Genomic DNA, 14,242 nt, shown 5'->3' on the forward strand with positions numbered 1-14,242 from the left:
CCATGAGTTCAAGGGAAATCCCATGACATCGCGTTCCGCCCGCTTCCTGCTCGGCGGCCTGTGCGCCGCGGCGCTGTCGCCCTCGATCGCCGCCGCCCAGACCCGGCCCCTGGCGGTGGTCAACGCCGAGATCTTCGACTCCACGGGCGCTGCGCCCTATCGCGGGACGCTAGTGGTCAAGGAAGGGCGGATTTTGGCGGTCGGTCCCAAGGTGAAGGCGCCCAAGGGGGCGACGATCGTCGACGCCAAGGGCGCGGCGCTGATCCCGGGTCTGTTCGACGTCCACACCCACTGGACCCCGGCGGGGGCGCCGGCCGTGACGCCGAAGATCGCCGACGCCTACCTGGCCTCGGGCGTGACGACGGTGAACGACTTCCATCAGCAGCCGGAGAGCTTCGCACCGCGTCGGGCGTGGCTCGGGACCCTGACCGCGCCGCACGTCAATTTCGTCGCACGGATGAGCACGCCGGGCGGTCACGGCGCAGACTGGGCCGATCAGGCCACCACCCGCTGGGTCGACACCCCCGAGAGCGCCCGGCTCGCGGTCGAGGAGATCGCCGCCTACAGGCCCGACGCGATCAAGGCCTTCACCGACGGCTGGCGCTATGGCAGCGCGCCCGACAACACCAGCATGGACGCCTGGACGCTGAAGGCCCTGACCGAGGCGGCCCACAAGCACAATCTGAAGGTCCTGACCCACACGGTCACGGTCGAGCGCGGCAAGGTGGCGGCTGCCAGCGGCGTCGACGTCATCGCCCACAGCCTGCAGGACGCGCCGCTGGACGCCGATGCGATCGCGGCGATCAAGGCCTCTGGCCTGTTCGACGCCCCGACCCTGGCGGTCTATGAGCCGGTCAAGCCCGGCGCCAAGCCGCCAGCCGATCCCGACAGCCCGCGCAATGTGCAGGCGCGCCGCAAGTTCGGCTACGCCCTGGGCAATGCGAAGGCGCTGTTCGACGCCGGCGTGCCGGTGGCCCTGGGCACGGACGCGGGCATGCCGGGCACGCCGCACGGTCCCTCGACCCTGCGCGAACTTGAGCTCCTGGTGCAGGCGGGCCTGACCCCGTCGCAGGCCCTCGTGGCCGGCACCGCCACCAGCGCCCAGGCCATGAACCTGCTCGCCGATCGCGGCACGCTGGAGGTCGGCAAGCGCGCCGACTTCGTGCTGGTGGCCGGCAAGCCGTGGGAGACCATCACGGACGTCCGCAGGACCGAGCGGGTGTTCCTCGACGGCCAGGCGGTGTTCGGTCCCGGCGCCGTGCGCGCCCCGGCCAACGACAGGCTGACGCCGCCGGCGATCAAGGCGACCGCGCTGATCGACGACTTCGAGCGCGCCGACGGCCGCACCAGCCTCGACACCCTGCGCCTTGACGACTTCGACGGCGGTCGCGATCGCAGCCTGGAAGTCTCGCAGGTCATCACCCGCGAGGGCGGCGGCAAGGTGCTGAGCGTCGGCGCGCGCATGGCCACCAAGGACGACGCTTCGGCCGGCGTGCTGCTGCCGCTGACCCAGGGCTCGGTGGTTCCGGCCGACGCCACCGCGTTCAAGGGACTGAAGTTCGCCCTTCGCGGAGATGGCGGACCCTATGTGGTGACCCTGGTCGGTGCGACCGGGCGCTGGACGGCCAAGGTCGAGGCCGGCCCGCGGTGGAAGGGCGTGGAGCTGCCGTTCACCGCCTTCAAGCCGGTCGCCGTGCGTGGCGAGGCCCCGGCCTTCACCGGAACCGACCTGCTGCAGGTCGGCGTCGAGGGCGAGCGCGCGGCAGGAACCAAGCTGTGGTTCGAACTCGACGACGTGGCGTTCTATTGAGGCGCCTGGGCGCGGACAGTGACCTACGGCCCAGCCGACGCTGTCGCCGGACCGTCACGGACGGGCGCTAGAGGGCGATTTCCCGTTCCGCCAGCGCCCGGTTCCCCAGGATGAAGACGCGTCTTTCGCTGCTGCTCGCCGCCGGCGTTCTGGCGCTCGCCCAGCCGGCGGCGGCCGCGCCGCCGGTTCCACCCCTTACCCAGAACGGCGGGACCTGGGCCTCGGGCCATGTGCAGGGCGTGGCCGTCGATATGAAGGGCGGCTACGTCTATTACTCCTTCACCAACCTGCTGGCGAAGTACGACTTCGAGGGCAAGTTGGTGGGGACCCTGGTCGGCTGGACCGGGCACCTGGGCGACCTCGACTTCAACCCCGAGGACGGCAGGCTGTACGGCTCGCTGGAGTACAAGAAGGATCAGGCCTTCTACATCGCCGTGATCGACGTTTCCCGGCTGGACCGGGAAGGCATGAAGGCCGCCGATGGCGATCTCTTCCGCACCGTCCACCTGTCCGAGGTGACCAAGGACTACGCCGCCGACCTGAATGGCGACGGCAGGTTCGATGGCGATACGGCCAGGACAGGCGATCATCGCTACGGCTGCTCGGGCATCGACGGCGTCAGCTTCGGGCCGGCCTTCGGGCGCAGCGACGGTCCGCGCTATCTGACCGTCGCCTACGGCATCTATGGCGACAACGGTCGCACCGACAACGACCACCAGGTGCTGCTGCAGTACGACGTCGCCGACTGGGCGAAGCTGGCCAGGCCGCTGTCGGAGGCCGCGCCGCATCACGAGGGTCCGGCCGCGCCGCGCGACAAGGTGTTCGTGCGCACCGGCAACACCCGCTTCGGCGTGCAGACCCTTGCCTATGACGAGACACAGCAGCGTTGGTTCATGGGCGTCTACCAGGGCGCCAAGCCGGCCTTTCCCAACTATCTGCTGTTCGCGGTCGACGCGGAGGCTGCGCCGGTCACGGGCGACCTGGTCGGCGTACCGGGGCCGCAGGGCAGGGGCTGGGAGCAGGGCAGGCTGCTGCCTCTGGCCGCCGATGGCCTGAAGGACGAGGCCAGCGGCGTGCGTGGCTGGAGCCAGAAGGCCGACGTCGGCTTCCAGCCGGTCGGCGGCGGCCTCGTCTATGTGGCGGCCAACGCCAAGGTCGACGGCCGGCAGACGGCGGACCTTTCCCTGATGCGCTGGACGGGCGAGGCCGAGCGACCGCTGGTTCCGGCGACAGCGGCCGACCTGCGCTCGCGCTTCGCGAGCGTCCGGCACTGACTGTCACAAACCGCGTCTAGCAAGGCGCCGACTCGCTGCGGGGAATCGTCCGGTCCCAGACCGCCCCGCGCCAGCGCAACGTCCAGCCAGCGGATCAGGATGACCGGCGCCGACAGGGAAAGACAGCGATGGTTCGTGCGCAACATCCTGCCGCATGAGCCGGCCCTGCGCGGCTGGCTTTCGCGCAGCACGCCGGCAGGCGTCGACCCCGAGGACGTCATCCAGGAAGCCTACACCATCCTGGCCGAGCTGGAGACGGTGGAGACCATCCGCTATCCGAGGGCGTATCTCTTCCAGGTGGCGCGCTCGGTGATCATGCGCCACGTGCGGCGGGCCCGGATCGTCTCGATCCACGCGGTCGGCGACCTGGAGCGGCTGGACCATCCCGACGACGCCGCCTCGCCCGAGCAGCACGCTCTCGACCGGGACGAATTGCGGCAACTGGCCCGGGCGATTGCGGCCATGCCGGCCAAGGTTCGCGAGGCCTTCGTGCTGCGGCGGGTGGACGGGCTCTCCCAGCGCCAGATCGCCGAGCGGATGCGCATTTCGGAGAATACGGTCGAGACCCATATCTCACGCGGCGTTTCGTTCTTGATTGATTGGTTTGGCCGTAGCGGAAACAAGCAGTCCCAAACCTCTAGTACAGTGGATGCGGAGATCGCCTCGCCAGATGGCCGAACGAGACACCAGTCGAGACATTGACGAAGCGGCGTCCGGCTGGACGGCGCGGCTGGATCGCGGGCCGCTGACTCCGGAGGAACAACGGGCTTTCCAGGACTGGCTGAAGGGTGACCCCCGCAGCCGGGGCGCGCTGCTGCGCGCCCAGTCGCTGTTCATGATGAGCGAGTCCGCCCAGGCTCTTGGCGCAGGGTACGACCCGGCCGACTTCCAGGAGCCGGCGGCGCCGACGCCGCGCGGACTGTCGCGTCGCGGCGCCCTGCTGTGGGCGGGCGGCGCCGGGGCGGCCGCCTCGCTGGCGGCCCTGGCCGTGGGCGTGCCGGCGGCGGGCGCGGTGACCAGCACCCGGCGCGGCGAAATCCAGCTCGTGCCGCTGAAGGACGGCTCGACCGTGCTGATGAACACCGACAGCCGCATCCGCGTGCGCTACGGCCAGACCGAGCGGTTCGTCGCCCTCTTGAAGGGCGAGGCCTATTTCTCGGTGGCGCGCGACGAGCGGCCTTTCGTCGTCGAGGTCGACGGCCGCCGGCTGCGCACTCGCCAGGCGGGCTTTCGCGTGCGCAAGCTGGCCGCCGATCCCGTCGACCTCCTGGTGCAGCAGGGCCGGGTGGATGTGACCATCCCCAGGCTGACGGCGCCGACCACCAGCCTGGTCCTGGAGGGCAACACGCGGCTGGTGATGGCCGACCTCGCGCCGCGTCCGCAGCCGATCACGCCGTCGGTAGTCACGCGCGAGCTGGCCTGGCGCGAGGGCAAGCTGGCCTTCGAGGGCGAAAGCCTGAAGGAGGCCGCCCAGGCCTTCGCCCGCTACAGCGACACCCGCATCGAGATCGCCGACCCGGTCCTGGCGCGCGAGCCCGTGGCCGGCCTGTTCGCGGCCAATGATCCGTTGGGCTTCAGCCGCGCCATAGCGCGGGTGTTCGACGCTCGCCTGGACCAGAAGGGCGATCTCGTCGTCCTGAGCCGTCCTTCCGCCTCGGCGCCGGCCTCGAACTGAGAAATTTTTGTGACCGGTCACGGAAGCCCGCGGCCGGGGGCTCTCAACCCGCGACGTCGCGATCTGGGCGACGATTGGGGGCTGACCGCCGATGACTTCCCGCTACTCCATCCTCGCCTGCGGCGTCGCCGCCGTGGCGATCGCCGTCGCCTCGCAAGCCCAGGCGCAGGAACGCGACTTCGACATTCCGGCCCAGCCGGCCGTGCGCGCCATTCCCGAACTGGCCCGCCAGGGCCAGGTGCAAATCCTGGCTCCGGCCCGCCTGCTGGACGGCGTGCGCACACCGGCCGTGAAGGGCCGGATGGACGTGCGTACGGCGTTGACGCGGCTGATCGCTGACACCTCGCTGCGCATCGACAGCGACGATGGCCAGGTGATCACCCTGAAGTCGGCCGGTCCGGCGACGCCCCGCCCCTCGGCGGCGGCGGGGTCGGGCGTGGTGCGCGGCAAGGTGCTGAACACCGCCACCGGCCAGTACGTGCGCAACGCCGAGATCCGTGTCGAGGGCACGACCATCGTGGCCTTCTCCGATGACGGCGGCGAATTTCGCCTGAACGGCGTGCCGGCTGGCGAGGCCGCGGTGGTGGCCAAGTACGCTGGCCTGCAGACCTCCCGCACCGGCATCAATGTCGAACCCGGCCAGGCCGCGCTCCTGAACTTCGACCTGACGGCCTACGCCGCGGCCGGCGGCGACGCGGTCGAGGCGGTGACGATCACCGCCGCCCGCGACGGCCAGGCGGCCGCGATCATGGAGCGCCGCGCCTCGACCAACGCCAAGAACGTGGTGGCCGCCGACAACTTCGGCGCCCTGACCATGGGCGACGTGGGCGAGTTCATGAAGAACATGCCGGGCGTCTCGCTGGACTACACCGAGGTGGACGCCACCGCCGTGCGGATCGGCGGCCTTGATCCCAAGTACTCGACCTTCACCACCGACGGCGCGCGCATGGCCACGGCCACGTCGAACAACAATTCGGGGCGCCAGAACTCGTTCGAGCAGATGTCGATCACCGGCATCGACTCCATCGAGCTGAACAACACCCTGCAGGCCAGCATGGACGCCGACAGCCCCGGCGGCTCGATCAACCTGCGCAGCAAGTACGCCTTCCTGCGCAGGAGCCGCCTTCTGCGCTTCCAGGTCGGCGGCGTGGGCACCTCGGACTCGACCCTGTCGCGGCAGTACCTGCCCGACGACAAGAAGCACATGACGATCTATCCCTCGGCGCAGGTCGGCTATGGCGACGTGTTCCTGGACGGCCGTCTGGGCGTGGCGTTCAACGCCAGCTACAACGCCAACTTCGTCCAGCAGGACCGGGTCCAGACCGACTGGTCATACCTGCCCGACGGCCGGATCATGCCCTATCAGGTGATGTGGCGTCCGGGGCCGAAGCTGACCAGCCGCAAGGCCGCCAACCTCAGCGTCGACTACAAGATCACCGACAAGCTGGCGTTGTCGCTGCGCAGCACCTACTCGTTCTACGACGTCGAGTACTTCAACCAGTACACCTACCTGATCTTCGGTACGACGACGGTGTCGCGGGCGACGGCCGACTCCACGCCGACCCATATCGTCGTGAACCCCAGCACCACCAACACCCGGCTGCACACCCAGTATTCGCACCGCTACGCCGGCACGCCGGCCTGGGTGTTCGCGCCCAAGCTGGAATATCGCGGCGACACCTTCGAGGCCCTGCTGCGCGCGAACTATTCCAGCTCGCAGTTCAATTTCGAGGACAACGACCAGGGCTTCTTCGTCCGCACCGACAGCTACCTGACCCGCATCGGCTTCACGCTGGATCGCGCGTCGGAGGACAGCAACGCCTGGACCATCAAGCAGACGGCCGGCCGTTCGTGGAGCGACCCGGCCAATTTCAACCGCGACGACGATATCGGCAACAACATCCGCACCTCGCAGTCCAACGCCAACAACCAGATGTATGGCGTGAACCTGGACCTGAAGAAGCAGCTGGCCATCGGCGATGTGCAGCTGAAGCTGCTGGGCGGGGCGGCCTTCCGCACCAACATGTGGAAGACCAACGAAGGCTCGTACAAGCAGTTTCAGTACGTCGGTCCGACCGGCGACCTGACCCAGAAGGCACCCGAGGCGGTCATTCCCTGGACGCAGAACTACCAGTTCAAGATCCACGGCTTCGACGCCGGCAACATGAACGAGCAGGGCTGGCGCGCCGACAACAACTACGCCGTCTACGACATCTACCAGGCCCATCCCGAGTACTTCGTGCCCGACACCGTGGGCAACCTGAAGCGGCAGCTGGATAACAACAAGAAGATCGGCGAGGAGGTCAGCGCGGCCTATGTCGAGGCCCAGCCGCGCCTGGGCAAGGCCCAGTTCGACCTTGGCCTGCGCTACGAGAAGACCAAGACCCAGGCGCGCGTCGCCGACATTCGCTCGGCCAAGGAGGTGACCGCCGCGGGCCTGTCGACCAGCACGGTCGCCGGACTGATGTACCAGTACCGCAACGGGACCTACACGACCCGCGAGGGCGAGTACGACGACTGGTTCCTGAGCGGCGGGGTGAAGTACGACTTCAACAAGCGGCTGGTGGGCCAGCTGGCCTTCAGCCAGTCGATCCTGCGCCCCGACTACGGCAACCTGGGCGGCGTGGTGGCCGTCGACGACAACAACCTGATCGTCACCGTGCCCAACCCGCTGCTCAAGCCCGAGCACTCGACCAAGTACTACGCCAGCCTGCTGTACTATCTGGAGCCGTCGGGCGTGATCGGCGTCTCGGCCTACCAGCTGGACGTCAAGGACATGCAGGTCACCGGCATCACGGTCGACCCCGAGGACGTCGGCTACAATCCGGGCGACTATGCCGGCTACACCTTCCGCAGCGCCCAGAACCTGCCGGGCACCAGCACCAACAAGGGGATCACGCTGGAGTACGACCAGCAGCTGGTCTTCCTGCCTGGCGCCTTGCGGGGCCTGGGCCTGCGGGCCTCGGTCACCAAGGTCGATCCCGACGGCGAGCGCGTGAACCTGCCCAAGACCTCGGCCAACTGGGGCCTGCGCTACAGCTACGGCAAGTTCGACGTCCAGTTGACCGGCAACTGGCAGGACGCCTACCGGACCAGCGCGCTCAGCAACACGCCGACCACGGCCAACAACGGCATCCTCTACCGGGCCGAACGCCAGCTGTGGAACGTCAGCGCCAGCTACAAGATCAACAAGCGCTTCGAGGTCATGCTGGCTGGACGCAACATCTTCAACGAGCCGGACATCGTCTACTCGAACGTCCGCAGCCGGGTGCAGCAGTACAGCATCTACGGCTCGATGTGGAACGTGGGCCTGAAGGGCGTCTTCTAGGGCGCCCGAGGCTCCCCGGCGGTCGCGTCCCCATCCCCTCGGCGCGGCCGCCGCTTTTCTTTCCGATATTCCTTCTCAACGCACCGAAGAGGTCGTTCCGTGGTTCTGCACATCGATCGCCGCAGCCTGGTGCTGGGCGGGCTTGGCCTGGGCGCCCTGGCCCTGCCGGCCGGCCGCGCGGCCGCCCAACAGCTGTTGGGCGCCAGCGGCTTCACCCACAGCGTCGCCAGCGGCGAGCCGGGGCCTGACGCCATGCTGCTGTGGACGCGGTACGTCCCGGCCGGCGACGGCGGCTTGATTACGCTGCAGGCCGAGGTGGCTCTGGACCAGGCCTTCACCAAGGTGGTCTCCGGCGGCGTCGTGCGCACCGGCGCCTATCGCGACTGGACCGCCAAGGTGACGGTCGACGGGCTGAAGCCCGGCACGGTCTACTGGTACCGCTTCGTGGCCCCGGACGGCTCGAAATCGCCGGTCGGCCGCACCAAGACCCTGCCGGTCGGCCCGGTGTCGCGCTTCGGCCTGGCGGTGTTCTCGTGCTCGAACCTGCCATACGGCTACTTCAACGCCTATGGCCACGCCGCCGCGCGCCGGGACCTGGACCTGTGGCTGCACACCGGCGACTACATCTACGAATACGGCTCGGGCTCGATCAGGGAAGCCGACCTGGTGGCCGGCCGCCTGCCGCAGCCGGGTCATGAGATCCTGGCCGTCGCCGACTACCGCCTGCGCTACGCCAGCTACCGCGCCGATCCCGATCTGCAGCGCCTGCACCAGATGGCCCCGATGGTCGCCCTGTGGGACGATCACGAGTCGGCCAATGACAGCTGGGAGGGCGGGGCCCAGAACCACCAGCCCGACAAGGAAGGCGACTGGAACGTCCGCCGCGCGGCGGCCATGCAGGTCTATCGCGAGTGGATGCCGGTGTCGGACGAGCCGTGGAAGGCCTATCCGATCGGCGTCCTGGCCACGCTTTACCGCACGGAGTCGCGGCTGCTGGGCCGCACCAAGCCCGCCGACCTCGGCGCGGCGTTCAAGGCGTCCGATCCAGACGCGGCGCTGAAGGCGTTTCGCGACGGGGCCTGGCGCGATCCGTCGGCCACCATGCTGGGTTCGACCCAGGAAAGCTGGCTGGCGCACGAGATGAAGGCCTCGTCGAAGGCCTGGCAATTGGTCGGCATGGGAACGATCCTGGGCCGCACCGTCATGCCCAGGGACGCCGTCGACTGGCTGCGTCCCGAGGTCAACGACAGGAAGGTCGCCGGCTATCGCAACAACATCCGCGCCGCCCAGCAGGGCCTGCCGATGTGGATGGACCGCTGGGACGGCTATCCGGCCGCGCGCTCGCGCCTGCTGAAGGCCGCCCAGGCCGCCGACGCCGATCTCGTCATGCTGTCGGGCGACAGCCACAACGCCTGGGCCTATGGCCTGATCGAGGACGGCCGCCCGGCCGGGGTGGAGTTCGCCGGCCAGGCGGTCACTTCCAACGGCATGGAAGGCGACATGGGGGCCGATCCCAAGGTCGTGGCCCAGGGCTTCATGACGGCCAATCCCGAGCTGAAATGGGCCGACACCAGCCGGCGCGGCTACATGATGATCGAGGTGACGCCCAGGAGCGTCGCCGGCGAATGGCTGTTCCTGCAGACCATCAAGGCCCGCTCGACCGAGCTTGCCGGCAGCCACCGCATGCGGGTGGATCGCGGGCGGCGGGCGTTTTCGGCCTAGCTTCGCAGCATCCGGTCGACGCGGCCGGCCAGGTCCGACACCGCGAAGGGCTTGGTCAGCACCTCCATGCCCGGTTGGATGTGGCCGTGGTTGAGGACCGCGTTCTCGGCGTAGCCGGTGATGAACATCACCTTCAGCTCGGGCCTCATCGCCCGGGCGGCGTCGGCGACCTGGCGGCCGTTAAGGCCCCCGGGCAGGCCGACGTCGGTGATCAGGAGGTCGAAGCGGGCGTTGGACTGCAGCAGACGCAGGCCGGCGGGGCCGTCGGCCGCCTCGGCGCAGGCATAGCCCAGCTCCTGCAGCGCATCGACGATCAGCATGCGGACGGTAGGCTCGTCATCGACCACCAGCACCGTCTCGCCGGCCGCCGCCGGAGCGGGCAGCACGGCGTGGACGTCGGCCTCGGGCGCGGCCTCCTCGCCGAAATGGCGCGGCAGGTAGATGCAGACCATCGTGCCCTGGCCGACCTCGGAATAGATCCGCACGTGGCCGTGCGACTGGCGGGCGAACCCGTAGACCATGGAGAGGCCAAGACCGGTGCCTTCGCCCATCGGCTTGGTGGTGAAGAACGGGTCGAACACCCGCTCCTGGATCGACTTGTCCATGCCAACGCCGGTGTCGCTGACGCAGACGCAGACATATTGGCCCGGCTCCATGCCGCGCTCGTCGGCGGCGCGGCGGTCGAGCCACTTGTTGCCGGTCTCGATGGTGATGCGGCCGCCGTCGGGCATGGCGTCGCGGGCGTTGATGCACAGGTTGAGAAGGGCGTTCTCGAGCTGGTTGTCGTCGACCAGCGTGGGCCACAGGCCGGCGGCGGCCACGGTCTCGACCTTGATCGACGGACCGACCGTGCGGCGCACCAGCTCGACGAAATCGGCCATCAGCCGGTTGATGACGATGGGCCTGGGCGACAGGGTCTGGCGGCGCGAGAAGGCCAGGAGGCGGTGGGTGAGGGCGGCCGCGCGGCGAGCCGCGCCCTGGCCGGCGGCCAGATACTTCTCGACGTCGCGCGAGCGGCCCTGGGCCAGGCGCGCGCCGATCATCTCGAACGAGCCGGAGATGCCCGACAGCAGGTTGTTGAAGTCATGGGCCAGGCCCCCGGTCAGCTGGCCGACGGCTTCCATCTTCTGGGCCTGGCGCAGGGCCTCCTCGGCGTCGTGCAGGCGTTCCTGCTCCTCCAGCCGGGCGGTGACGTCGTAGACGAACTGGTAGGCGCCGGTCTGCACGCCCATGTCGTCGCGCAGCACCCCGAACCGCATCTCGTAGAAGCGGCGATAGCGGTCGGGATCGCCGTAGGCCTCGACCTGCACGAACTCCTCGCCGGCCAGGGCTCGCGCCCAGACCGCGCGCACCTGCGCCTGGTTCTCCGGCTGGTCGGTCAGCAGGCCCAGCATGCTGTCGCCCACGCGCGGCGTTACGCCGAACACCCGCTCGAATTCCTTTGCCGCGGCGCTATTGATGGCCAGCCAGCGGAAGTCCTTGTCAGCCACCTGGATGAAGGCGTTGGCGCCCTCCATGGCGTCGGCCAGCACCCGACGCTCGGCCAGGGCGGCGGCGACGCGCTGCTCCAGGGTCTCGTTCAGCCGGCGCAGGGCCACCTCGGCGCGGCGACGCTCGGTGATGTCCTGGAACAGCACGGCCACCTGCCGGCGCTCGGGCGGCTCGATGCGGAACGACGACAGCGACAGGTAGCGGCCGGTGGCCACCAGTTCCTGCTCGAAGCGGATCGGCTCGCCGGTCCGCAGCACGTGGCCGTAGCGCGCCACCCAGGCGTCGGCCTCGTCGCCGACCATCTTGCGCAGCCTCTGGCCGACGACGTCGGGGATCCCGGCGTGGCGGGCGTAGGCGGCGTTGGCGTCGACGTGGATGTAGTCGCTGTCGGGGCCGTGCGGGCCGTCGAGGAACTCGATGACGCAGAAGCCCTCGTCCATCGAGTCGAAGAGGGTGCGGTAGAGCTGCTCGCTCTCGGCGCTCTTCTGCAGCGACAGGCGCAGGTCTAGCTGGCTCATCACCTGGCGGGCGAGCACCTGCAGGGTGCGCTGCTGCAGCGGCGACAGGTCCTTGGGCGAGGTGTCGAGCACGCACAGGGTGCCGATCGGCAGGCCCTCGGCGGTCTTAAGCAGGGCGCCGGCGTAGAACCGCAGGTGCGGCTCGCCGGTCACCAGGGGATTGCCGTCGAAGCGGTGGTCGCGCGTGGCGTCCGGGACCAGCAGGAAGTCGTCTTCCAGGATCGCCTTGGCGCAGAAGGACGTTTCCAGCGGCGTCTCGCGCACGCCCAGACCCACCTCGGCCTTGAAGAACTGGCGGTGCTCGTCGATCAGGTTGACGACCGCGATGGGCGTTCCGCAGATCTCGGCGGCCAGGGCTGCGATCTCGTCGAAGGCCGGCTCGCGCGCGGTGTCGAGGATGTCGTAACGGTAGAGCGCCGCGAGGCGACGGGCCTCGCGTTCCGACGGATCGGCGGCATGCATGCGAACTTAAGGCCCCCGGTCCCCGACCATTGTCGACTTCCCGACGCCGGCGCGCAGGATCAGTCGCTTAGACGCATGACGCGTCCAACGGTTCCACGCAACCAAGGTAAAGCTTGTGGGGGGGGGGGGCTGAGGTTCCCTAGCCCCAGCCCTCGGATACGCCGGCGCGGCGGGCCATCGGGGTGACGGACGACGGGCGCTGCGAGGGTTGCGGCTGGTCGGCCGGCTTGCCGTAGAGCCAGCCCTGGGCGAAGTCGACGCCGGCCTTGCGGACCACGTCCTCGACCTCGGCGGTCTCGACCATCTCGGCCACGGTGCGCACGTTGAGGTCTCGGCACAGCTCGACCAGGCGGCGGACCATGGCCCCGTCGCGGCTGTTGCCGGCCAGCTCGCGCACGTAGCGCCCGTCGATCTTGACGATGTCGAGGGTCAGCTCCTGCAGGTAGGCGAACGAGGCCGCGCCGGCCCCGAAATCGTCCAGGCAGACCAGCGAGCCCAGGCCGCGCAGGGCCTGGATGTGGCGGTTGGCGCGCGGCAGGTCGTCGATGGCGCTGGTCTCGGTGACCTCGAAGATCAGCCGACCCTTGGCGGCCGGGGCAGCCACCAGCAGGCGGCCGATATGGTCGACGAAGGTCTCGCTGACGATCGTGCGGCCCGAGACGTTGACGGCCAGGCGGACGGCGCCGCTGCGGTCGGAGGCGATCCGGCGCACCGCCTGCTCGGCGATGGCGTGGTCCAGCTCCTCGATGATGTCGAACTCCTCGGCCATGCGGATCAGGGCGAAGGGGCTGGCGCCGTCCTCGAAGCGCACCAGCGCCTCGTGGTGGTGGGCCTGGCCGGACGAGAGGTCGACCACGGGCTGGTAGGCGAGGGTGAAGCGGCGCTGGCTGACGGCCGCGCCCAGGGCGCCGGCGCGGGCCAGGGTGCGCTTGACCGAGCGGTTCATCGCCTCCGACAGCGTCATCGGCGGGGTGTCCTTGAGGCCCTCGCGCAGGAAGTCGTCGAGAGCATAGCGCAGGGCCCGCAGGCCGCGCGACGAGGTCCCGCCGTCCAGCGGCACCACATGGGCGCTGGCGTCGAGCGCGGCGATCCGGGTCAGGCGGGCGGCCAGGGCCTCGGGCCGGTCGTCCTTGGCGCGCAGCAGGGCGAAGCGCTCGGGCGAGACCTGGGTGGCCATGGCTCCGGAGTGCGACTCGGCCCGCACGGCGCCGGCGATCTTCATGTCGAGGGCCAGCGCCTCGGGCGGAGCCAGGCCGTCGCGCAATGCGGCCAGGCCCGCGAACTCGACCATGGCCAGTTCCAGTTCAAGCCCCGTGACGCGTGCGGCCTCAAAGAGGCCCTTGGCGATCTCGTCGAAATTCTCGCGCGGGCGCAGGCCCGTGGCGTCCAGGCCGCCGGCGGGCGCGCGGGCGGCGGTGATCGCGACAGAGGTACGTCCGAAATTGTCGGGGAGGGCGCGCAGAGTGACTCCAACGAAGCGCTCCGGCTCGCCGGCGACGCGGACGGTGACCGGACCCCGGCGCTGGCCGTCGTCGAGGGCGGAGAGCGTAGCGTCCATCAACGGGCGGTCGGCAGGCGTGAACAGGTCGCGCCAGACCCGGCCCATCAGGGAGACTTCGGACTTGCCCATGATCTTCTGCGCCGCGCCCAGGGCGAGGCTGACCCGATCGCCCTCCAGTTCGAGCAGCAGGTCGGCGCTGGTGAAGGCTAGGCCCAGCAGGCGGCGTGGATCGATCGACACAGGACGGAGCTCCCCCAGAGGAGCCCATTCTGGCCGACCTTAGCTTAAGGACCCGTGCATGGGGCGGGTTTCACGGGCTGCGGCGAGCGGTCGCGCAAGCGATCGTCATGGCTGAAAAGAACATCTTGCGAACATAGAACAAAATGTGTACGTGTTAATCATTCCACAGGCGGTGGGCGTAGCGGCGCCCGAACTTCCGGCCCAGCGGTCGGAATCATGGA

At 69.4% G+C, this 14,242-nt stretch carries 8 protein-coding genes and 1 pseudogene; 6 read left to right on the plus strand and 3 right to left on the minus strand.

The features are described 5' to 3' along the window. Positions 1–22 precede the first annotated feature (22 nt). The 6 genes from DDF67_RS11075 to DDF67_RS11100 all read left to right on the plus strand — a co-directional run bounded on the left by DDF67_RS11075 (position 23) and on the right by DDF67_RS11100 (position 9,809). Positions 23–1,810: an amidohydrolase family protein gene (locus tag DDF67_RS11075; RefSeq protein WP_109100953.1), complete on the plus strand. Its 1,788-nt coding sequence runs from the start codon at positions 23–25 to the stop codon at positions 1,808–1,810. 110 nt (positions 1,811–1,920) lie between these two features. After that, the gene (locus tag DDF67_RS11080; protein WP_109100954.1) at positions 1,921–3,084 is read left to right on the plus strand and encodes a hypothetical protein; all 1,164 of its coding nucleotides are present in this window, start codon (positions 1,921–1,923) and stop codon (positions 3,082–3,084) included. A 99-nt stretch (positions 3,085–3,183) separates the two neighbouring features. Continuing rightward, positions 3,184–3,786 carry an RNA polymerase sigma factor gene (locus DDF67_RS11085; protein ID WP_109100955.1) on the plus strand — a complete coding sequence of 201 codons (603 nt, stop codon included), beginning with the start codon at positions 3,184–3,186 and terminating at the stop codon, positions 3,784–3,786. Then, a complete protein-coding gene (locus DDF67_RS11090) occupies positions 3,755–4,759 on the plus strand; it encodes a FecR family protein (protein WP_109100956.1) in 1,005 nt (334 codons plus the stop codon). The genes DDF67_RS11085 and DDF67_RS11090 overlap by 32 nt, the downstream gene beginning before the upstream one ends. A gap of 91 nt (positions 4,760–4,850) precedes the next feature. After that, complete coding sequence (locus DDF67_RS11095) at positions 4,851–8,087, plus strand: outer membrane beta-barrel protein (protein ID WP_109100957.1); 3,237 nt, start codon at positions 4,851–4,853, stop codon at positions 8,085–8,087. A 99-nt stretch (positions 8,088–8,186) separates the two neighbouring features. Beyond that, entirely contained in the window at positions 8,187–9,809 is a 1,623-nt protein-coding gene (locus DDF67_RS11100) for an alkaline phosphatase D family protein (RefSeq protein WP_109100958.1), read from the plus strand. Here the strand turns inward: DDF67_RS11100 and DDF67_RS26030 are convergent. The 3 genes and pseudogenes from DDF67_RS26030 to DDF67_RS11110 all read right to left on the minus strand — a co-directional run bounded on the left by DDF67_RS26030 (position 9,806) and on the right by DDF67_RS11110 (position 14,021). After that, positions 9,806–11,818, minus strand: coding sequence for an ATP-binding protein (locus tag DDF67_RS26030; RefSeq protein ID WP_233247623.1), 2,013 nt, complete (start codon positions 11,816–11,818; stop codon positions 9,806–9,808). The two genes, DDF67_RS11100 and DDF67_RS26030, sit on opposite strands and share 4 nt — an antisense overlap. A gap of 3 nt (positions 11,819–11,821) precedes the next feature. After that, positions 11,822–12,280, minus strand: a pseudogene (locus DDF67_RS25740) (GAF domain-containing protein); the annotation flags it as partial. Between the two features lie 139 nt (positions 12,281–12,419). Further along, positions 12,420–14,021 (minus strand): EAL domain-containing protein, encoded by a 1,602-nt coding sequence (locus DDF67_RS11110; protein ID WP_109100960.1) that lies wholly within the window; start codon positions 14,019–14,021, stop codon positions 12,420–12,422. Between the last annotated feature and the right edge of the window lie 221 nt (positions 14,022–14,242).

This window comes from Caulobacter endophyticus (assembly GCF_003116815.1).
GTDB classification, from domain to species: Bacteria; Pseudomonadota; Alphaproteobacteria; order Caulobacterales; family Caulobacteraceae; genus Caulobacter; species Caulobacter endophyticus.